Here is a 20,756-nt window from a genome sequence, read left to right as displayed (position 1 = left end):
GACCCAGTACGCCGCAGCGTTGCGGCTCGATCACTCACGCTCTGGAATACTGGGTCGCCCGCTTTCGCGGGCGATGACAGCAAGTAGACCGGCAAAGGCCAGCTGCACCGCGCCCGGACACGGGCTGGCATCGGCACAAACTACGCGTGGCCGGCTTCGTTTGACAGCATGCCGGGCTCGATGCCGATCTTGTGCATGGCGCGGTCGTATTTGTCCTCGACGTCGCCGCCGAAGATCAGATCGGCGTCGGCGGCGCAATGCAGCCAGCCATTGTCCTGGATCTCGGTTTCGAGCTGGCCCGGCGCCCAGCCGGCATAGCCGAGCGCCAAAATCGCGTGTTTGGGCCCGGCGCCCTTGGCTATCGCCTTCAAAATGTCCACCGTTGCGGTCAGACAGATGCCGTCGTCGATCGGCAATGTGGCGTCCTTGATAAAGAAATCGCTCGAATGCAGCACGAAACCGCGTCCGGTCTCGACCGGCCCGCCCTTCAGCACCTTCATGGTCTCGGCGTTTTCGGGCAGCTTGATCTCGTCGGCCTTGTCGATGATGTCGAGCTGCATCAGCAATTCGGGAAAATCGATGCTGCCGGCCGGCCGGTTGACGATGATCCCCATGGCGCCTTCCGAGGAATGCGCACAGACATAGATCACCGAGCGCGCGAACCGTTCATCGTCCATCACCGGCATCGCGATCAGCAATTGCCCGTCGAGATAGCCGCCATCGGGCGCCTCGCCGGCCCCCTGGGCTGCGGTCCGCCTGGTCCTTTTGGGTTTCGGGTCCATCAGCGTTCTCATGTTGGTGTCCATCCTGATATTGGGTGCCGATCGTGTCAATCAAGCTTCCAATCTGCGACAGGTTGGGATCACAGCCAATTCAATGGTTTGCGCGCCGCGTAAGCCCTAAAGACGTCAGATGAACGCAATGGTTCCTGTTCGTGCCCTGTTCGTTGTCGCCACCGCCGCGATCGCCGCGGTGCTTGGCGGCGCCGCTTCTGCGGACGACGCGTCTCCCTGGATCAGCGACAGCCATTCGGCGGTCAGGTTGCTGGCCGGCTCGCGCAGCGGCGCGGTGCTGCTCGGCGGCATCGCCTTCGAGCTGCAACCGGGGTGGAAGACCTATTGGCGCACGCCCGGCGATTCCGGCGTGCCGCCGCGGTTCGATTTCAGCAAATCCGATAATATCGACGCGATAACGATCCTGTGGCCGGCGCCGACCGCCTTCGACGACGGCGCCGGCGGGCATTCCTTCGGCTACAAGAAACATGTCGTGCTGCCGCTGCGGATCGTGGCGAAGAATGCCGACAAGCCGGTAACGCTGCGCGCCAAGATCGATTACGCGGTGTGCGAAAGGCTGTGCGTGCCGGTCGAGGCCGACCCCGAACTGGCGTTTGTCAGCGTTGCCAGCACCCAGGACGGCGCCCTGTCGGCCGCGCTCGATACCGTGCCGAAGCCCGCCAAGGTCGGCGACGCCAATCCGGTGACGATCCGCGACGTCAAGCGCAACGGCGGTGAGGTTTGGGTCGACGTGGTCGCCCCCGACGTCGCCCAAGTCAGCCTGTTCGTCGAGGGGCCGACCCCCGAATGGGCGCTGCCGGCGCCGAAACTGCTCGAAGTCGGCCCCGACGGCGTGAAGCGCTTCGGCTTCGCGCTCGACGGCCTGCCGCCCGGTGCGCATGCGGAAGGGGCGGCGCTGAAGCTGACTTTGGTCGGTCCCGGCCGGTCCTATGAATTCAACGTCAATCTGAACTGAGATCCGGGGTGAGCTCTGGCGAATCGCCGCGGCGGCGCCGGCCGAGCTTGTCGGCCAGATAGGCCGACAGCGCCTCGACCCGCGCCGGGCGCGGGCCGCCCGGCGGCGTCACCAGATGCACCGCGCCTTCGCGCTGGTGCCAGCCCGGCAGAATGACTTCCACCAGGCCGTCGGCCAGCGCATCGCCGACGATGAATTCCGGCAGGTCGGCGATGCCGAGCCCGGCGAGCACCGCCGGCAGCAACGCCTCGCCATTATTGACCCGCAGCGGCCCGGAGGGCCTTACCGTGGCCTGCTCGCCCTTGGCATTGCTGTAATGCCAGGCGCCGGGCGTCGACAGATAGGCGTAGCCAAGGCAGCGATGCTGGGCCAAATGCATCGGATGGGTCGGCCGGCCGTATTGTTGCAGATAGGCCGGCGACGCCACGGTGTAGCGCGGCATCGGGCACAGCCGCCGCGCCATCAGCGAGGAATCCGGCAGGCTCGCGATCCGGATCCCGGCGTCAAACCCCTCGCCGATCAGGTCGACCATCTGGTCGGACAGATGCAGGTCGATCGCGACCTGCGGATAGGCGGCCAGGAATTCCGGCAGCAGCGGCGCCACCACCTTGACCCCGAAGGTCATCGGCACCGCCAGCCGCACCAGCCCACGCGGCGCCGCCGATTGCGCCAAAGCCTCGTTTTCGGCGGCCTCGCCGTCGGCGAGCAACTGCGTCGCCTTCTCGGCCAGCTTCTGCCCGGCATCGGTCAGCGCCAGCCGCCGCGAGGTGCGGTTGAACAGCCGGGCGCCGAGCCGGGCCTCGAGCCGGGTCACCGCCTTCGACACCGTGGCCTTGGACAGCGCCAGCTCGGTCGCGGCGGCGGCGAAGGAGCGCAGCTCCACCACCTTGGCGAAGATTGCCAGCGCCTCGAAATCCGGAAGTTTGGCCATCAGCGTTCCGATCAAAAATAGAAACAATGAGTTTCAACAGTTTCTATTTATGCATCAATGGCGCCGCTCTATCTAGGGTCCAACGCAAGACATCAGCGCCAAGGCGTCAACCCAAAGCGCCCAAGCGCCAACCAACGGAGACCAACATGATTGAGCTTCGCCCCTTCGCCAAACTCGGCGGTGCCGACCACGGCTGGCTGAAGGCCAAGCACCACTTCTCCTTCGCCAATTATTACGACCCCGCCAATATGGGCCACGGCGCCCTGCGGGTGTGGAACGACGACGAGATCGCGCCCGAGACCGGGTTTCCGGCGCATCCGCACAAGAACATGGAAATCATCACCTATGTCCGCGAAGGCGCGATCACCCATCAGGACAGCATGGGCAATAAGGGCCGCACCGAGGCCGGCGACGTCCAGGTGATGAGCGCGGGCTCGGGCGTGCGGCATTCCGAATATAATCTGGAGCCCGGCCCGACCCGGATCTTCCAGATCTGGATCGAACCTGCGCAGGAAGGCGGCCAGCCGACCTGGGGCGCCAAGCCGTTTCCGAAGGCGGACCGCTCCGGCAAGCTCGTCACCATCGCCAGCGGCTTTGCCGCCGACACCGACGCGCTGCCGATCCGCGCCGATGCGCGGGTGCTGGCGACGACGCTGAAGGCCGGCGAGCGCGCCGAATATACGCCCGACAAGGCGCGGCATCTGTACCTGGTGCCGGCCGTCGGCAGCGTCGAGGTCAATGGCGTCCGCGTCAATGCCCGCGACGGCGCCGCGATCAGCGACGAGGCCAAGCTAACCATCACGGCGCTGGAAGATTCCGAATTGGTGCTGGTCGACGCGGCATAACGCAAAAAGCAACCACGACCCTCTCGATCGTCATTGCGAGGAGCAGTTGCGACGAAGCAATCCAGCTCTGACTCGGAGCCCTGGATTGCTTCGCTTCGCTCGCAATGACGAACTCTTCTCATCACTTCAACCCACCGGAGACCACAATGGCAAAAGTACTCGTGCTCTACTACTCGGCCTATGGCCACATCGAAACCATGGCGAACGCGGTCGCCGAGGGCGCGCGCGCCGCGGGCGCCAGCGTCGACATCAAGCGGGTGCCCGAACTGGTGCCGCCGGACGTCGCCAAGGCCTCGCATTACAAGCTCGACCAGGCAGCCCCGATCGCCACCATCGCTGATCTGGCCAATTACGACGCCATCATCGTCGGCACCGGCACCCGCTTCGGCCGGATGACCTCGCAGATGGCGAATTTCCTCGACCAGGCCGGCGGCCTGTGGGCCAAGGGCGCGCTGCACGGCAAGGTCGGCGGTGCCTTCACCTCGACCGCGACCCAGCATGGCGGCCAGGAGGTCACGCTGTTTTCGATCATCACCAATCTGCTGCATTTCGGCATGGTGATCGTCGGCCTGAATTACGGCTTCCAGGGCCAGATGAAGCTCGACGAAGTCACCGGCGGTTCGCCCTACGGCGCCACCACGATCGCGGCCGGCGACGGCTCGCGGCAGCCCAGCGAGAACGAACTCGCCGGCGCGCGCTATCAGGGCCAGGTGATCGCCGAAACCGCGATCAAGCTGCACGGCTGATAGGTGAGATCGCCTCATCCCGAGGAGCGGCCATTCGGCCGCGTCTTGCAGGATGATACCGAAGGGCACGGCCTCTCGTTCGTCATGCCCGGCCTTGTGCCGGGCATCCACGCCTTGAAAGCCGTACACGATCAAAGACGTGGATGGCCGGGACAAGCCCGGCCATGACGCGTGGATGAGTCGAAACCAAACGCCTTTGGTATGAGCGCCGTCTCGCCTTATGATTCGCGATGCGCGCCAGACGGCGCGCATCTCACCATGAGGCTGCGCGGTGCAGCCTTCAGTTTCAAGTGTGGCGCGGGCTGAATTTCCAGGTCGCCGCCAGCAGGCCGGCGGTCAACAGCCCGGTGACCATCCCGGCCAGCGGGACCGTCAACACCAGCACCGCGGTCGCGGCCCAGCCGATCGAGGAAAACGCTTCGGCGAAAGTGGCGAAGCGCGACGCGGTCTGGCGGCGGCGAAACTGGCTGCGCTTGCCCTGCACCCGAAACCACAGCTGGATCGCGGTGGCGCAGATCGCGCCGAGCGCGCAGCCGAGCGCAGTCACCAGCGCCTGCAATGGTGCGACAATGGCCAGCGCCAGCAGCAGCGGCGCGACCACCGCGCCGATCACCATCAGCACCACCTCGATTCGCGCACGCATCACCGCGCGCGGCGGCAGCGGCGCGGTGGCGACCAGATCGGGGGCGTCCTCGCCGGAGATCGTCAGCCAGGCCAGGCCGCCGGCGAGCTGGCCGGCCGCCATCACGATCACCGGCGTAATCAGCACGATTGCGGTCGAATGATCGGAGAAGCTGCGCCACAGCATCAGCGCCGGCGGCAGCAGATACAGCAATTGCATCAGCGATTGCGACACCAGCCAGGGATCGCGCCACAGCAGCAGCAATTCCTTGGCCCGCAGCGCCTGCTGCCGCGAGCCGCGGCGAAACCCGGCCTTGCCCCGTGCCCGCGCGGTCGATGGGGCGCCGGCGGTTGAGGCGCTGACGACAAGATCGCCGAGTCCCGCCGACACCGTCGTCATCACCAGCCCGAGCAGCAGCAAGGCGCCGCCGAGCAGCGCCGCCAATGCCATCGGATCACCAAGAATCGCCCGCACCGGCCACCAGGCAATGCTGGCGGCATCGGGCGCAAATGACGCCGCGACGCCAGAGCTCAGCAAGGCGAAGCGCGACAGCGTGCCGGTCGACAGGATCGCTGCGACCTGCAGGCCGATGACGAAGCCGGCGCCGATGATGACGGCGAGAATCTGCGCCACCAGCCGGGTCCGGCGCGGCCCGATCAGACGAAACAGCGCCACGGTGAAGCCGATCGCGATCGCCGAGGCCGAGATCCCGATCGCCGCCACCACGCCGAACGCGGCCAGCCAATGCGCGCCGCCGCCGAGTGCCAGCACGTCGATCACCGGGGCGGAAAACAACAGCGCCATCGCGGTGACGGACAGCGCGATCGCCGCCATCCGCACCGAGAACACCCGCCGCAGCGGCACCGGCGACGACATGATCAGATCGAGATCGGCGCGAGCGTAGAACACCCGCGTCACCGATTCGATCGCCTGCGACAGCATCAACAGCCAGGCCATCGCCAAAGTGACGGTGATGACGATCAGCGCGGTGAGATCGGCGTCCGATGACAGGCCGGCGAAGCGGCCGACCATGGCGTAGGCCGGCAGATGCAGCAAGGCGGCGAACACCAGCAGCCCTAGCACCATGTTGCGGCCGCGCCGGCGCCGGCCGCCGCTCATCATCGCCAGGAATTCGCGCCACGCCAGCCGGATATCGTGGCGGGCGAAGCCGGCCAGCGAGGTTGCGCTCACGCGGCGACCGCTTGCGAATCCACCAGCGCCACGAACATGTCCTCGAGGCTGGAATCGCCGGCGCCGTTGCGGGCGCGCAATTCGCCCAGCGTGCCCTCGGCGACCAGCCGGCCGGCGATGATGACGCCGATGCGGTCGGCCATCCGTTCGGCGACTTCGAGAATATGCGTGGTCATGATTACCGTGCAGCCGGCACGCACGCGCTCCTGCAGCAGCGCCTTGACGTGGCGCGCCGACACCGCGTCGAGACCGGTCAACGGCTCGTCGAGGATGATCAGTTTGGGGTCGTGCACCAGCGCGCCGGCCAGCGCCACCTTCTGCCGCATCCCCTTGGAAAAGCCTTCGCAGCGCTGATGCGCATGCTCGGCGAGGCCAAGCTGGGCCAATAGCTCGCGCGCGGCGCGCTCGGTGGCGGCGGCATCGCAGCCCCACAGCCCGGCGACGAATTCGAGATATTCCAGCGGCGTCAGCTTGTCGTAGATCATCGGCTCGTCGGAGACCCAGGCGGTGATCTGCTTGGCCGCCACCGGATCGGCCAGCGCGTTGATCCCCATCAGGGCGATCGAGCCGGCATCGGGCGTCAACAGCCCGGCGACCATCCGCAGCGTCGTGGTCTTGCCGGCGCCATTGGGCCCGAGCAGCGCATAGAATTCACCGATCCGAACGGTGAGATCGAGCCGGTCGACGGCGGGGCGGTCATAGGTCTTGGTCAGGCCGCGCAAGGCCAGCGCGGATGTCAGGCGATCGGAGGTCATGCGGGCCATCCAGTTGAAACTGGCTTGCAGCATGGCGCGGATAGGTTTCGGCCCGGTGAATCCGCGTGGGATGGGGCCGAGGATCGCGGCCGGCTCGGCCGAACGGTCTGGTCAGCTGATTCGCCCGGCGTTCCGGCGGCGCCCCCCGGAGGGGATCTTCACTGCGGAGGGGATGGTGGGCGCGACAGGGATCGAACCTGTGACCCCCTCGATGTCAACGAGGTGCTCTCCCGCTGAGCTACGCGCCCTCACGTCAAGTCCGGGTTGCGTCCCTATATCGGCTCCAAAGCGGCGAGGCAAGGACGCCGATGGAGGAATTAGGCCGCCAGCATCTTGTTCACTTCGCTGACCAATTCGCGCAGATGCACGGGCTTGGACAGCACCTTGGCGTTTTTCGGGGCTTCCGAATCGGAATTCAGCGCCACTGCGGCAAAGCCGGTGATGAACATGATCTTGATATCGGGGTCGAGTTCGGAGGCGCGGCGCGCCAGTTCGATCCCGTCCATCTCCGGCATCACGATGTCGGTTAGAAGCATTTCAAACGGCTCTTCGCGCAACCTCTGATAGGCTGACAGTCCGTTATCGTAGGACGAGACCTGAAACCCGGCGTTTTCCAGCGCCTTGACCAGGAACCGTCGCATGTCGTTGTCGTCTTCGGCGAGGAGGATTTTGTGCATGGCGGCTGGACGTCAAACCCGGATGAGAGGATCACTCGCGGCACTAAGCCCGATGGTTGGTAAATTTCGGGTGAAAGCCGCGCCGCGGATGGCGCGCGGCGGCGATGGCCGATCCTGCGCCCGATCGCACGACGGATCAACAAATCAACGGGTTCCGGGCGATCGCACGCGTCTTAGGGCGGCCGGGTTTATTTTGCTTGGCAGCGCTTGGATGATTGCCGACAATGTTTGTGCTGAAAAAGTCGGCAATCGCGAGCGGGGACGAGGCCGGATCACCACTTATTCGAAGGATGGCGCCCGAGCATGACGGATTTTGACGGTGAATTCTCGCCAGCCTTCGAGATCTCCGAACCAGCAAACTGGCGCGCGCCGATCATCTTCAATTCCCCGCATTCCGGCTCGGTCTATCCCCACGCCTTCCTGGATGCGTCGCGGATCGACATCGAGGCGCTGCGCCGCTCCGAAGATTCATTCGTGGACGAATTGATCGATGGCCTGGCCGCGCGCGGCTTTCCGGTGGCGCGGGTGCATTTCCCGCGCTGTTATGTCGACGTCAATCGCGAGCCCTATGAACTCGATCCGCGGATGTTTTTCGGCCGATTGCCGAGTTTCGCCAATACCCGCTCGATGCGGGTGGCCGGGGGGCTCGGCACGATTCCCCGCGTGGTCGGCGACGGCCAGGAAATCTACCGCGAGCGCATCGGCATCGACGAGGCGCTCGGCCGGATCGAGGCGCTGTACAAGCCGTATCATCGGGCATTGCGGCGGTTGATCAACAAGGCGCATCAGAATTTCGGCAGCGTGATCGTAGTGGATTGCCACTCGATGCCGTCGGTCGGGATCGCGCGCGACGAACCGATGCGGCCCGACATCGTGATCGGCGATCGTTACGGCACCAGCTGCAACGCGCTGATCCCCGACGTGATCGAGGAAGCCTTCGCGGCGCGCGGCTATTCGGTCGGCCGCAACAAGCCCTATGCGGGCGGTTTCATCACCGAGCATTACGGCAATCCGGCCAACGGCGTGCACACGGTGCAAGTCGAGCTCAATCGGGCGATCTATATGGATGAACGGCTGCGCCAGCGCAGCGCCCGATTCGCCGATGTGGCCGCCGACTTCACCCTGCTGGCCGATGCGCTCGCGACGATCCCGCTCGGCGATCTGCGGCCGTTCCAGGCGGCGGCGGAATAATTTAATACCTTGCGGTTGCGAGCAATTTTCGCAGACGGCAACCAAATACCGCAAGTCATTGATTCAAAGAAAAAATACGGAATAATACGAGGATTCTCGCGATCGAATTTAGTCCTCCTTAAAACCTCTGATGCACGTTCGGGTTGCGGCGCATTACTCCGCAAAGCCATAGGAGGTAATTTTGAAGGCGACACTTTCGAAGTTCTGGGCCGACGAATCCGGCGCCACCGCGATCGAATACGGGTTGATCGCAGCCGGCATCTCGCTCGCGATCATCGCCGTTGTAAACGGCATCGGCAGCAAACTGCTGCTTGGTTTCACTGGCGTCTCAAATGCGTTGAAGACCACGGCTCCAGCAGCCGGCAGCTAAGCAGGCACGAACTCATCCGGCCTAGCCTGACACTCCACAGGCGATGACCATCTCGGCGTTCTCAAATGTTCTCAAAACAACAAGGGCCGCTTGCCCCGGCAGGCGGCCCAATTTCGTTTTCGGTGATCGGGGATCGGGAATCGGCCGCTTATCAACCGGCAAACGTTGCCAAAAGAAAAAAGGGCCGCTTGCGTTGGCAAGCGGCCCAAGTCTAGGGAGGAAACGCCCAAGGAGGGCAGCGATAGCGCAAGGCGCTACCGCACCGCAACAATATGCGGCTGCGGCGCACAAAGCGCAAGTGTTTTCGGGCAATTTCCCATGCAAAATTGCATGTCTGAGTGGCGGAGGGGGCCTCCAAAAGCATAAATTCTTTGAGCCAAATCAAAGAGATAAAAACCGACGCCGCAACCTGGACGATCGCCCGGAAGGTCCTGCCAGTCGCAGTTTCGTGATCAGCGCGGAGCTTTGCCGAAACTCACCCTCGGCGAGGGTTTTTGGTCACGTTGTCGGCATCGGTTCTGCGCAACCGGCCGTGCGCCCGGGGCCCAACCATTGTAGATGTGGATCGCACCCGCCCGCGCATAATAAAGCAGGCGAGCGTCGCGGGATTGGATTACCCAGGAGCGCGATGCAACCACAACCCGATTCACAAGGAACGCCCGTGACGGTCATCGATTTCACCGCCTTTATCGGACGCCTTGCGACCGCGTCGGGCGAGACCATTCTGCCGTTCTTCCGCACCACGCTGGCGGTCGACAACAAGAATCCCGGCCATGATTTCGATCCGGTGACCGAGGCCGACCGCGCCGCCGAAGCGGTGATGCGGCGGATGATCAAGGAGAACTTCCCCCAGCATGGCATTGTCGGCGAGGAATTCGGCAGCGAGCGCGAGGACGCCGACTATGTCTGGGTGCTGGACCCGATCGACGGCACCAAATCCTTCATCGCCGGATTCCCGATCTGGGGCACGTTGATCGCGCTGCTGCATCGTGGCAACCCGGTGTTCGGCATGATGCACCAGCCCTATATCGGCGAACGCTTCAGCGGCGACAGCGGCTCGGCGCACTATCAAGGTCCGTCCGGCGGCCGGAAATTGACGGTGCGGCGCTGCGCCGCCCTCGACGAGGCCACTTTGTTCACCACCAGCCCGCTGCTGATGAACGCCGCAGACCGCGCCGCCTTCGGCCGCGTCGAGGCCGATGTCCGGCTGTCGCGCTATGGCGGCGATTGCTATTCCTACTGCATGCTGGCGGCCGGCCTGGTCGATCTGGTGATCGAGACCGAGCTGAAGCCCTATGACATCGCCGCGCTGATCCCGATCATCACCGGCGCCGGCGGCATCGTCACCACCTGGGACGGCAAGCCGGCGCAGAATGGCGGCCGCATCGTCGCCGCCGGCGATCCGCGCACCCACAAGGCGGCGCTGGAGCAGCTCAACTCCTGAAGCCGCCGCTAGGACAATCCCGATCTGCGCAGATGCGCGACCATTAGCTGGGCCGGCCGCGGCAGCGATTTCAGGCTGCGCACGCAGATCACCAGCTTGCGACGGGCGAAGCCGTCACTCAGCCGCACCGCCCGGACCTTCATGGTCCTGGCGCAGGCCCTGGCGGCGGCCTCCGGCATCACCGCCACGCCGACCCCGGCCTCGACCATGTGGGCGACGCTGCCGAAATCGCGCAACCGGGCGCGAAGCCGCAGCCGCACGCCGAGCCGCGCCGCCTGCGCGGCGATGTGCTCCTGCAGCGCGCTCGGCCCCGCGAGGCCGACGAAATCCCGCCCCACGACTTCGCCGAACGCGATCGTTCGGCGCCGCGCCAGCGGATCGCGCGGCGGCAGCACCAGCATCAGCCGATCATCACAAAACCCGAAGCGTTCCAGCGCGGCCGGCACCGCCGCCTCGACCGCAATGCCGACCTCCGCGGCGCCGGCCGCGATCGCCTCGGCGATCTCGGCGCTTTCGCGTTCCTCGACGTCGATGTCGTAATCCGGATGGGCGGCGAGAAACGCCGCCAGCGCCTTCGGCAGATGCTCCGAGAGACTGGCAGTGTTGGCGAGCAGATGCACGCTGGCCTTCAGGCCGCGCGCATAGGCGGCCAGATCGCCGCGCATCACCTCGACGTCGTGCAACACCAGGCGGGCATGGCCGAGCAGGCTGTCGCCCGCCGCCGTCAGCGTCACGCCGCGACGACCGCGCGTCAGCAGCGCCACGCCGAGCGACTGCTCCAGCCCCCTGATCCGCGCGCTTGCCGAGGCCAGCGCCAGATGAGCGCGGGCCGCGCCGCCGGTGATGCTGCGGGCCTCGGCGATAGCGACGAACAGCCGAAGATCGACCAGGTCGAACCGCATCGCGTCCTCACTGCCTTCGGCTGCGCCGAAGGCTGCATCTAGAGGCTCCACATTGTGCGCAGCGTCCGGCTCGGTCAATATTCCCTCATGCCCGACAGTTTGCTGATCCTCGTCGCCGTCGTCTTCGCGCTCGCCGGCTTCGTCAAGGGCGTGATCGGGCTCGGGCTACCGACCGTGGCAATGGGCCTGTTGGCGGTGTCGATGCCGCCGGCGCAGGCGCTGGCGATCGTGATCGCGCCGGCGATCGTCACCAATATCTGGCAGACTTTTGTCGGCCCCTATCTGCGCGACATCGTGCGGCGGCTGTGGCCGTTGATGCTCGCCACCGCGATCGGGATCCGGGCCGGCGCGGGCTTGATGACCGGGCCTTATGCGCGCTACGGCGCGCTGATTCTAGGCTTGCTGCTGGTGATCTACGCCTTGCTCGGGCTGACCCAGCGGCGTTTTCACGTCGCGCCCGCGCATGAAAAATGGCTCGGCGGCGTGGTCGGGCTGCTCACCGGCGTCGTCGCCGCGGCGACCGGCGTCCAGGTGATTCCCTCGATGCCGTTCATGCAGGCGATCGGCATGGAGAAGGACGAGCTGGTGCAGGCGCTCGGCGTATTCTTCACCGTCGCCACGCTGGCGCAGGCCTTCAACCTCACCGCCGCGGGCCTGCTCAACGCCTCCGTCGCGGTGCCGGGCGCGATCGCCATGACGATGGCGTTTGCCGGCATGTTCCTCGGCCAGACGGTGCGCAACAGGATGGACGCGGCGACATTCCGGCGCTGGTTCCTGATCGCCATGATGGGGCTGGGCTGCTATCTTGCCGGCTCGACGCTGGTCAGGTTCATTGCGTGATCCCTACCCAGCCTGACGCGGGCGCCATCACGGCGACAATGTGAAGCAGGCCGCCGCCGCGACGCCGCGGCCGACCACAAAAAATCATCTTTGTTAAGCATATAGAAACCCTGACCGGGCCTGCTGAAGCCCGGCGAATTTCAAACTAGGGATGGATTGATGACGGGAACCGGCAGCCGGCTGACGGGAATGATAATTGCAGCAACGATCGGCGCGACGCTGCTGTCGTCGGCCGCTCAGGCGCAATCCTCCAGCGGCGGCGGCCCGATCAGCCTGTTCGACAATTTCTTCACTGGCTCGATCGCGCCGGCCAACCGCTCCGTCCCGGTCCCGCCGCGCCGTAGCGCCTCGGTGCAGAACGAGCCGGCACCGGCGCCGAGCTCGGCGTCGCGCGGCTGGAGCGGCGAGGATGGCGGCTCCGGCCATCCTTTGATGACCGCGGCGGCGATCCGCCAGGCGGCGGCGAATTTCGATAACTGCGTCGCGTCGATGTGGCCGGACGCCGCGCGCCGCCACATCTCGCAGCAGAGTTTTCGGCGCTTCACTACCGGGCTGACGCCTGATCTGCGGCTGATGGACCTGATGGATTCGCAACCGGAATTCACCAAGGCGATCTGGGACTATCTCGACATCCTGGTCAACGACACCAGGCTCGCCAAGGGCCGCGAAATCCTGGCCAAATACAAACCGCAATTCGACGCGGTGGAAAAGGCCTATGGGGTCGACCGCTACATCATCGCGTCGATCTGGGGCATCGAATCCAACTACTCGACCCAGATGGGCGACCGCAGCGTGCTGAATTCCACCGCGACGCTGGCCTGCGTCGGCCGCCGCCAGAAATATTTCCGCGACGAGTTTCTCTCCGCGCTGGAGATCCTCCATCATGGCGACGTCCGCCCGGACCAGTTGCGCGGCTCCTGGGCCGGCGCCTTCGGCCCGACCCAGTTCATGCCGACCTCGTTCAAGCGCTACGCCGTCGACGCCGATGGCGACGGCCGTCGCGACGTCATCAACAATCCCTTCGACCTGATCGCCTCCACCGCCAACAATCTGAAAAAGGACGGCTGGCAGCCCGGCGAGACCTGGGGCTACGAAGTCGTGGTGCCGCGCGGCTTCAACTACATGCTGGCCGACCGCCATTACAGCAAGACGCTGGCGCAATGGCACCATCTCGGCGTCACCCGCGTCGCCGGCAAGGCGTTTCCGCGCGCCTCCGACACGGCCTATCTGCTGGCGCCGGCCGGCGCCGAGGGTCCGGCCTTCCTGATGCTGAAAAATTTCCGGGTGATCCTGCACTACAATCCGGCCGAGGCCTATGCGCTGGCGATCGGCCATTTCGCCGACCGGCTGCGCGGCGGCGCCCCCTTCGTGCAGCCCTGGCCGCGCCAGGAACGCGTGCTGTCGCGGACCGAAAAGCTGGAATTACAACAACTTCTGGCGCAGCGCGGGCTCTATGACGGCCGCCCCGACGGCCGCTTCGGCAGCCTCACCCGCAAAGCCCTGCGCGGCTTCCAGGCCTCGATCGGCGCCCCCGCCGACGGCTTCGCCACCACCGAGCTGCTGCAGCGGCTGAGAGGAAGGTAGCCGATCCAGCCCGTTCAACTCGTCACGTCCAGCGTTACCGGGGCGGTTGCGTCGCAGCCCCCGTCGTCGCACCGCCCGCCGTTTGCGGGTTGGCACCGCTGACGCGCCAGACGGTGTTGCCGACGTCGTCGGCGATCAGCAGCGATCCGGTTTTGTCGATGGCCAGCCCCACCGGACGACCGTGGGCCTTGCCGTCGCCGTTGAGGAAGCCGGTGACGACGTCCTGCGCCTTGCCGTCCGGCTTGCCGCCCGCGAACGGGACGAACACCACCTTGTAGCCGTTGAGCCGACCGCGATCCCAGCTGCCATGCTCGCCCACAAAGGCGCCGCCCTGGTATCTGACCGGCAGGCTGTCGCCGTTGTAGAAAGCGAGCCCCAGCGGCGCGACATGCGAGCTCAGCGCGTAGTCCGGAGCGATCGCCTTGGCGACCAGATCGGGCCGCTGCGGATGCACCCGCGGATCGAGGTGCTGGCCGTAATAGCTGTAGGGCCAGCCGTAGAACGCGCCGTCCTGCACCGAAGTCATGTAGTCCGGCACCAGATTGGGGCCGAGTTCGTCGCGCTCATTGACCACCGCCCACAGCGCGCCGCTGTCCGGCTCGAAGCTGAGACCATTGGGATTGCGCAACCCGGTGGCGAACAGCCGCCAGGCTCCGGTCTGCCGGTTCACCTCCCAGATCGCGGCGCGGTTCTTCTCCGCCTCGATGCCGTTCTCGGTGATGTTGCTGTTGGAGCCGACGCCGACATAGAGCAGCGAGCCGTCCTTGCTGGCCACCAGGCTCTTGGTCCAATGATGGTCGATCGGCCCGCCCGGTAGCGGCGTCAGCACGGTGCCGGGCGTGGTGATCTGGGTTTCGCCGGCGGTATAAGTGTAGTGCATGATCGCATCAGTATTGGCGACGTAGAGATCATTGCCGACCAGCGCCACGCCGAACGGCGAATTGAGATGGTCGAGGAAGGTGGTGCGCAGCTCCGGCTTGCCGTCGCCATTGCTGTCGCGCAGCAAGGTGATGCGGTTGCTCGGCTCGTTGGAGGCGCCGCCGGAGGTGACGAAGGATTCGATCCAGCCCATCACCAGATCCTTCGGCCGCTTGATCGGCTCACCCGGCGGCTTCTTGGATTCCACCACCAGCACGTCGCCATTCGGCAGCACGTAAAGCGAGCGCGGATGCTGCAGGCCGGTGGCCAGCGCCGCAATTTTCATGCCCTGCGGAACTTGCGGGGTCTCGTCCTGCTTCCAGCCGATAATCGGTGCCAGATTCATCGGTGGAAACAGATATTGCTGCGGCTCCGGCAATTTCGGATTCGGGCCGATCTGACTCGCGACATCGAATTTGTCGTCGTTGCAGCCGGCCAGCGTCAGCAGCGACGCACAGACCAACAGCGTGCCGATGCGCCGGAATGCGCGGTCATGTTTCATCGGGATACTCCTACGCGGTAGCGATAGACCATCGACCAGCCGAGCCAGCCAGTGACCAGCAGGATCAGCACGGTCAGTACCGACAGCGTCAGCCCCCACGGCACCACCGAGGTCCAGGCATCATGGGTGTGAACCAGCATGTTGAACGTCGCGAGCACGAGCACCACGACATTGCCGACCGCATGCATCCAGGCCACCGACAGGTTGCGGATGCCGCGATTGCCGAACAGATCGATCGCACCGAAGATCGCGGCGAGCCAGCCGATCACCACGCCGGCGCTGATCAGCCAGGCGGAGAAATCCGACCACATCATGGTTGCGGTCCGCCAATAGACGATGTCGGTCAGCAAGGCACCGACGAAACAGACAATCGGGATCGGTACCAGGATCGGATGAATGGGATGCGCGGCGATCCGCGCTGTCGATACAAGCCCTTGCCGGGACTGAGCAAAGCTGTCCTGAGACATATCGGGTCCTTCCGCTCGGGTGCGTCCGCACCGCTGCCTTCAGCAGCTGTCGAACACCCAGCTGCGCGCCCGGTTCCTTCAACGTTCTCGTGATCGATGGGGGCGGCCGCTTCTGGTTGCGGTCCGGCGGCGTAGCACTGGTGATTTTACCGGGGTTTGGCTAATATTGCGGCGCAAAGGGATGAGATTCGCGTAGCTGGTTCCGGGATATTCAATCATGAGTGATTTCAAACTGGGCGATTTGGTCGTGCTCAAATCCGGCGGCCCGGTGATGACCGTGGACGCTATCAACACCGACATTTTCGACGACAACAAATTCACCGGCATCGTCTGCGTCTGGTTTGTCGGCGAGACGCTGCAGCGCGTGCGCTTCGATTACCGGGCGGTCGCGCCGGCTCATCCGGCGGAGACAAATGCCGCGCCGCAGCCGGAGGCCGGGGACTACAAGGATGTGCTCGACACCATGGCGGCCGAAATGAACCCGCCCGAGGAGGCCTGCCACAGCGCCCCGAAGCGCGCCGCCAAGCGCCCCAAAACGCGGACCAAGACGCGGACCAAGGCGCGGACCAAGTCGTCTTCGACGAAATCGTTTGAGACCAAATCGCCTCAGGCCAAGCCTTCTCCGGCCACACCTTCCCCAGCCAAGTCGCCCGAATCCCCCCTTGCCGCGGCCAACGGCCAGGCCCCGCAGGCCGGTCTCGACGTCCGGCATTAGCCATGGTTCAGCCGAGCTGATGTTCTGATACCACCGGACGTCATTCCGGGGCGCGAGCAGCTTCGCTGCGAGCGAACCCGGAATCTCGCGCCGCGCGATTCCACTCGCTCAGCATCGTCTCTTTGCAGATTTCGCAAGATTCCGCGTTCGCTCGCCCAGGGGCTTGCGCCCCGGAACGACCGGGAGCCTGAGCAACTAATCGGACCGATCCCCTCGCCGATCGATCCGGCGCGTAGCAGCCGCGCTGATCGCACTGCGTAGTTCGCTCGCCGGTGCTTGACAAATCCGCGCGGCCCTGCGCATTTTGCGGCATGATCATTCGCATCGCCCATCTCGCATCGAAATACCGCGGCCGCTTCGGGGCCGGGGATGCACGCGCGCGCTAGATCAGTCCGCACCGTATCAATCCGATCGCCCCGCCGGTTTCGACGGGGCTTTTTTGTGACTCCGTCTCCGGCCCAACAGGAGACGACCCGATGTCCGCCGAAATCGAGCCGCCCAGTGGCTTGTGGCTGCCGCTGATCACACCGTTCCGGGATGGGGCGCTCGACGCCACCTCCCTGCGCCGGCTGATCGCGCATTTTGCGCGCATACCGCTCGACGGGCTGATCCTCGGCGCCACCACCGGCGAGGGGATGACGCTGGATGACGACGAGATCGAGCAGCTGGTGATGATCACAGCCGCGGCGCTGGCGGAATCCGGCCGCGCCATGCCGGTGTATCTCGGCCTGTCCGGCAGCTACACCAGCAAGCTGGTCAAATCATTGGCGCGCACCGCGAACTGGCCGCTCGACGGCTATCTGATCGCCTGCCCGTCCTACACGCGGCCGTCGCAGCGCGGCCTGGTGCTGCATTTCGAGGCGCTGGCCGAGGCGACTGCGCGGCCGATCATGATCTACAACATCCCGTATCGCACCGGCGTCAATCTCGGCAATGCGGCGATGCTGCAACTGGCCGCGCGCCGCAATATCGTCGGCGTCAAGAATTGCTGCGGCGATACGCTTCAGACCGTGGATCTGTTGCGGAAACGCCCCGCCGGCTTCGCGGTGCTGACCGGCGAGGATGCGCTGTTCTTCGGCGATCTGGTCCGCGGCTGCGACGGGGCGATTCTGGCCTCGGCCCATGTCGAGACCGAGACCTTCGCGTTTGTCCGGCAGCAAGTGCTGAGCGACGACCGGCTCGGCGCCTCGATGCAATGGAACCAGCTTGCCGAGGTGCCGAGGCTGTTGTTCGCGGAGCCCTCCCCGGCTCCGCTCAAGCACTGGCTGTGGCGCCAAGGCCTGATCGACAGCCCGGAACTGCGGCTGCCGATGGTGGCGATCGGCGCGGATCTGGCGGACGCCATCGACCGGCGGGTTTTACCCGCAAAAACCGGAGCTTAGCTGTCTCGGCCGACGCCAGCGGCGGGGCGCTAACCGTGCCGCGATGAAACGCCGCCGCCGCCCTTGACGGCGGCGGCCGATGGCCTCCCAATGGCGGGGCGAAAGCTGCCCGCTTGCGGCCCGAATCCGCTATTATAGATCCGCGCATCCCCTGATTGTCGAGCGCCGCGAACGCCATGTCCAAAAAGCCGAAATCCCTGCTGGGCGCCTTCACCCAACGCGGCCCGCTGATCGCGCTGGGGGTGGCGGCGCTGCTGCTATTCGGCATTGCCGGCCCGGCCGCGGCACAATTCTTCGATTTCGGCGGCCCGCCGCGGCCGCGCGCGCCGATTCCGCGCGAGGGCGGCGGCTGGTTCGGCGGCGAGATCTTCGCACCCTTTCAGCAACGCGCGCCGGCGCGCCGCGCCCCGGTCCGCGAGGATTTTTCGCGGGCGCCCGCGCCGGACAAGCGCGAGACCCCGGCAGAGCGCAACGTTCTGGTGCTCGGCGACGCGATGGCCGACTGGCTGGCCTATGGGCTCGAGGGCGCCTATGCGGAACAGCCCGAAATGGGCGTGATCCGCAAATCCCGGCGCGGCTCCGGCCTGATCCGCTATCAGGCCAAGGGCGAGCCCGCCGACTGGGCCGCCGCCGCCAAGGATATTCTGGCCGAGGAAAAACCCGACGCCATCGTGGTGATGCTCGGCCTCAACGATCGCATGTCGCTGCGCGAACCCGTGGTCGAGAAGACCGACAAGAAGGACGACAAAAAAGCCGCCAACGGCAAGAGCGACGCCAAATCCGACGCGAAGCCGGACGACAAGACCGCCGATAAGGCCGCCGAAGCGGATTCGACCGACGACGACGACGAAGATGTCCCCTCGATCATGGCACCGGAGAAAAGCGCCCGCTCGCCCAACGGCATCTATCGGTTCCGGGACGAACGCTGGGCCGAACTCTACACCAAGAAGATCGAGGCGATGATCGAGGTGCTGAAGGCCAAGGGCGTGCCGGTGCTGTGGGTCGGGCTGCCCGCGGTGCGCGGCACCAAATCGACCTCCGACATGCTGTTTCTGAACGCGCTGTATCGCGACGCCGCCGGCAAGGCCGGCATTACCTATGTGGACGTCTGGGACGGTTTCGTCGACGAGGGCGGCCACTTCCTGCGCCAGGGGCCGGATTTCGAGGGCCAGATCCGCCGGTTGCGGACCAGTGACGGGGTGTATTTCACCAAGGCCGGCGCGCGCAAGCTGGCGCATTTCGTCGAACGCGAAATCACCCGGGTGTTGGCCGCGCGCGCGGCACCGATCACGCTGCCGACCGACCCCGGCACGCCCGATGCCAGCGCCAAGCCCGGCGAGCCGGCGCCGCGCCCGGTGGCGGGGCCGATCCTGCCGCTGGTGGCGTCCTCGATCAGCGCGGACCGGCTGCTCGGCGGCGCGGGCACGCGACCGGCGCCGGTCGACGCGCTGGTGGCGCGGACGCTGGTGAAGGGCGAACCGCTGACCGCGCCGGCCGGCCGCGCCGACGATTTCGTCTGGCCGCGCCGCGAGATCGGCAACGAGCCGGCCAAGGAGCCGCCAAAGGAGGTGGTCCCGGTGGCCGCCAAAGAAAGCCCGAAGCCGAGCGTTGCGGCGGCGGCGCCGCCGCCTCAGTCGAGGCGCGCCCAGGCGGCACCGCCAGAGCGGCCATTATATTCCTCGCAGGAGCAACGGACCCGCGCCTCGCAGCGCCCGCCCGTCGTCGACATCGACCCGACGGCCTGGATTTCGCGGCTGTTCTCGCGGTAACGCCATTCGGCCACAAAGACGCCATGCCGCCCTGGAAAACGACTCCCTGGACCATGCCAAACTTCGAAAATATTTCGGCGGGATCTGGTTCGATCCGTCGAAAGTCGGCGATCGCTGAGCTGTTCTAACCTTAACCGAGGGCCAGATGCTGCAACGTAGCTCACCGTTCCTTCCCGCCTGCGTCGTGACGCTCGCCGCACTGATCGCCGCTCCATCGGCGACACGAGCCGAAGCGATTGCCGGCAAGGCGCAAAGCGCATCCCTGGATCAGACGACGGTCAAGACGGTCATCGACAGCATCGCGGTCGAATTGCGCGAAGCCTATGTGTTTCCCGATAAGGGCGCGCAGGCGGCCGATGCGCTGGAGACGGCATTGAAGTCGAATGCCTATGCCGGCCTGACCGACCCCACTCAGTTGGCGCTGCAATTGACCGCGCAGCTGCGGGCGATCACCAAGGACAGCCATATGCGGGTGATCTCCGGCTCGCCGTTTCGCAATCAGCCTCCGCCGGCCGCGCCGCAGGATGCCGGCTTCGCGGTGAAACGGCTCGACGGCAATATCGGATACATTCACCTGGCGCGGTTCGTTCCGCCCGACATCTTCAATCCGGCCGCCGACGACGCGATGCGCCAGATCTCGGACACCGCCGCGCTCATCATCGACATGCGGGACAATGGCGGCGGACATCCGGCGTCCGTTGCCTATCTTGTCAGTTTCTTCCTCGACCCGGGCCATCGCGTGCATATCAACGACCTGATCTGGCGCAATCGTGGGACATCGACTTTCCGGACGGAGTCGTTTTGGAGTTCGCCGACGCCGGTGCGCTATCTCGGCAAGCCGGTCTATGTGCTGGTGGGGTCAAAGACCTATTCGGCGGGTGAGGAGTTCGCTTACGACATGCACGTGCTCGAGCGCGCCACCGTGGTCGGCGAAACAACCCGCGGCGGCGCAAACCCGGGAGGCCTGAATAAGGTCGGTGCCGATCTTTTCGTCGTGGTGCCGACCGGCAGGGCCGAGAATCCGATCACGCACGGCAATTGGGGCGGCGTGGGCGTGCAGCCTGACGTGTCGGCCCCGCTTGAGCAAGCACAGCAAACCGCCTTGGACTTGGCGCTTCGCCGCAAATCCTAGATCGCTGCTGAAACAGCACCGATC

The 20,756-nt window shown here is 65.6% G+C and carries 20 protein-coding genes and 1 tRNA gene; 12 read left to right on the top strand and 9 right to left on the bottom strand.

Features of this window, described 5'->3' with window-relative positions; genetic code table 11:
• Positions 1–140: 140 nt before the first annotated feature.
• A complete protein-coding gene (locus RBJ75_RS24000) occupies positions 141–782 on the bottom strand; it encodes a YqgE/AlgH family protein (RefSeq protein ID WP_080900885.1) in 642 nt (213 codons plus the stop codon).
• Positions 783–912: 130 nt separating this feature from the next.
• Here RBJ75_RS24000 and RBJ75_RS23995 point away from each other — a divergent pair, with 130 nt between their 5' ends.
• Complete coding sequence (locus RBJ75_RS23995) at positions 913–1,749, top strand: protein-disulfide reductase DsbD domain-containing protein (RefSeq protein WP_044406511.1); 837 nt, start codon at positions 913–915, stop codon at positions 1,747–1,749.
• On the opposite strand, the gene RBJ75_RS23990 is transcribed toward RBJ75_RS23995, so the two are convergent.
• Positions 1,736–2,680, bottom strand: coding sequence for a LysR family transcriptional regulator (locus RBJ75_RS23990; RefSeq protein ID WP_044406520.1), 945 nt, complete (start codon positions 2,678–2,680; stop codon positions 1,736–1,738). The genes RBJ75_RS23995 and RBJ75_RS23990 overlap by 14 nt on opposite strands.
• Before the next feature lie 146 nt (positions 2,681–2,826).
• Here RBJ75_RS23990 and RBJ75_RS23985 point away from each other — a divergent pair, with 146 nt between their 5' ends.
• Both RBJ75_RS23985 and wrbA read left to right on the top strand, forming a co-directional pair.
• Positions 2,827–3,525 (top strand): pirin family protein, encoded by a 699-nt coding sequence (locus RBJ75_RS23985; RefSeq protein WP_044406508.1) that lies wholly within the window; start codon positions 2,827–2,829, stop codon positions 3,523–3,525.
• A gap of 146 nt (positions 3,526–3,671) precedes the next feature.
• Positions 3,672–4,271 (top strand): NAD(P)H:quinone oxidoreductase, encoded by a 600-nt coding sequence (wrbA, locus tag RBJ75_RS23980; RefSeq protein ID WP_044405275.1) that lies wholly within the window; start codon positions 3,672–3,674, stop codon positions 4,269–4,271.
• A 286-nt stretch (positions 4,272–4,557) separates the two neighbouring features.
• On the opposite strand, the gene RBJ75_RS23975 is transcribed toward wrbA, so the two are convergent.
• The 4 genes from RBJ75_RS23975 to cpdR form a co-directional block, all read right to left on the bottom strand.
• Positions 4,558–6,084, bottom strand: a complete 1,527-nt coding sequence (locus tag RBJ75_RS23975) for a hypothetical protein (protein ID WP_044410651.1) — start codon at positions 6,082–6,084, stop codon at positions 4,558–4,560.
• Positions 6,081–6,839 (bottom strand): ABC transporter ATP-binding protein, encoded by a 759-nt coding sequence (locus RBJ75_RS23970; RefSeq protein WP_044410653.1) that lies wholly within the window; start codon positions 6,837–6,839, stop codon positions 6,081–6,083. Before RBJ75_RS23970 ends, RBJ75_RS23975 begins: the two co-directional genes overlap by 4 nt.
• A gap of 173 nt (positions 6,840–7,012) precedes the next feature.
• Positions 7,013–7,087: transfer RNA gene (locus tag RBJ75_RS23965), tRNA-Val, on the bottom strand.
• Between the two features lie 69 nt (positions 7,088–7,156).
• The gene (gene cpdR, locus RBJ75_RS23960; RefSeq protein ID WP_044410648.1) at positions 7,157–7,516 is read right to left on the bottom strand and encodes a cell cycle two-component system response regulator CpdR; all 360 of its coding nucleotides are present in this window, start codon (positions 7,514–7,516) and stop codon (positions 7,157–7,159) included.
• Between the two features lie 303 nt (positions 7,517–7,819).
• Here cpdR and RBJ75_RS23955 point away from each other — a divergent pair, with 303 nt between their 5' ends.
• The 3 genes from RBJ75_RS23955 (at position 7,820) to hisN (ending at position 10,521) form a co-directional block, all read left to right on the top strand.
• Positions 7,820–8,707 (top strand): N-formylglutamate amidohydrolase, encoded by an 888-nt coding sequence (locus RBJ75_RS23955; RefSeq protein WP_044410645.1) that lies wholly within the window; start codon positions 7,820–7,822, stop codon positions 8,705–8,707.
• 181 nt (positions 8,708–8,888) lie between these two features.
• Positions 8,889–9,077: a Flp family type IVb pilin gene (locus RBJ75_RS23950; RefSeq protein ID WP_044410643.1), complete on the top strand. Its 189-nt coding sequence runs from the start codon at positions 8,889–8,891 to the stop codon at positions 9,075–9,077.
• Positions 9,078–9,738: 661 nt separating this feature from the next.
• Positions 9,739–10,521, top strand: a complete 783-nt coding sequence (hisN, locus tag RBJ75_RS23945; RefSeq protein ID WP_044410640.1) for a histidinol-phosphatase — start codon at positions 9,739–9,741, stop codon at positions 10,519–10,521.
• 8 nt (positions 10,522–10,529) lie between these two features.
• Here the strand turns inward: hisN and RBJ75_RS23940 are convergent, their stop codons facing one another.
• On the bottom strand, positions 10,530–11,423 hold the full coding sequence (locus RBJ75_RS23940; protein WP_044410638.1) for a LysR substrate-binding domain-containing protein: 894 nt from the start codon (positions 11,421–11,423) through the stop codon (positions 10,530–10,532).
• Positions 11,424–11,510: 87 nt separating this feature from the next.
• Here RBJ75_RS23940 and RBJ75_RS23935 point away from each other — a divergent pair, with 87 nt between their 5' ends.
• Both RBJ75_RS23935 and RBJ75_RS23930 read left to right on the top strand, forming a co-directional pair.
• Positions 11,511–12,263 (top strand): sulfite exporter TauE/SafE family protein, encoded by a 753-nt coding sequence (locus RBJ75_RS23935; RefSeq protein ID WP_044410635.1) that lies wholly within the window; start codon positions 11,511–11,513, stop codon positions 12,261–12,263.
• A gap of 159 nt (positions 12,264–12,422) precedes the next feature.
• Positions 12,423–13,847: a lytic murein transglycosylase gene (locus RBJ75_RS23930; protein WP_044410632.1), complete on the top strand. Its 1,425-nt coding sequence runs from the start codon at positions 12,423–12,425 to the stop codon at positions 13,845–13,847.
• Positions 13,848–13,881: 34 nt separating this feature from the next.
• Here RBJ75_RS23930 and RBJ75_RS23925 read toward each other — a convergent pair whose 3' ends face one another.
• Positions 13,882–15,267 carry a PQQ-dependent sugar dehydrogenase gene (locus RBJ75_RS23925; protein ID WP_044410631.1) on the bottom strand — a complete coding sequence of 462 codons (1,386 nt, stop codon included), beginning with the start codon at positions 15,265–15,267 and terminating at the stop codon, positions 13,882–13,884.
• Positions 15,264–15,734, bottom strand: coding sequence for a DUF2231 domain-containing protein (locus RBJ75_RS23920; protein ID WP_044410629.1), 471 nt, complete (start codon positions 15,732–15,734; stop codon positions 15,264–15,266). The genes RBJ75_RS23925 and RBJ75_RS23920 overlap by 4 nt, the downstream gene beginning before the upstream one ends.
• A gap of 217 nt (positions 15,735–15,951) precedes the next feature.
• Here RBJ75_RS23920 and RBJ75_RS23915 point away from each other — a divergent pair, with 217 nt between their 5' ends.
• From RBJ75_RS23915 to RBJ75_RS23900, 4 genes are all read left to right on the top strand, one after another.
• Entirely contained in the window at positions 15,952–16,449 is a 498-nt protein-coding gene (locus RBJ75_RS23915; RefSeq protein ID WP_044410627.1) for a YodC family protein, read from the top strand.
• A gap of 476 nt (positions 16,450–16,925) precedes the next feature.
• Positions 16,926–17,831: a 4-hydroxy-tetrahydrodipicolinate synthase family protein gene (locus RBJ75_RS23910; RefSeq protein ID WP_044418033.1), complete on the top strand. Its 906-nt coding sequence runs from the start codon at positions 16,926–16,928 to the stop codon at positions 17,829–17,831.
• Positions 17,832–18,007: 176 nt separating this feature from the next.
• Entirely contained in the window at positions 18,008–19,600 is a 1,593-nt protein-coding gene (locus RBJ75_RS23905) for a GDSL-type esterase/lipase family protein (protein WP_044418031.1), read from the top strand.
• Between the two features lie 145 nt (positions 19,601–19,745).
• Positions 19,746–20,732: a S41 family peptidase gene (locus RBJ75_RS23900; RefSeq protein ID WP_044418029.1), complete on the top strand. Its 987-nt coding sequence runs from the start codon at positions 19,746–19,748 to the stop codon at positions 20,730–20,732.
• Positions 20,733–20,756 lie beyond the last annotated feature (24 nt).

Origin of the sequence: Rhodopseudomonas sp. BAL398, from assembly GCF_033001325.1 — a bacterium.
GTDB lineage: Bacteria > Pseudomonadota > Alphaproteobacteria > Rhizobiales > Xanthobacteraceae > JARJEH01.
Note: the sequence above shows the minus strand (reverse complement) of the source record. Positions and strands in the feature narration are given on the sequence as shown.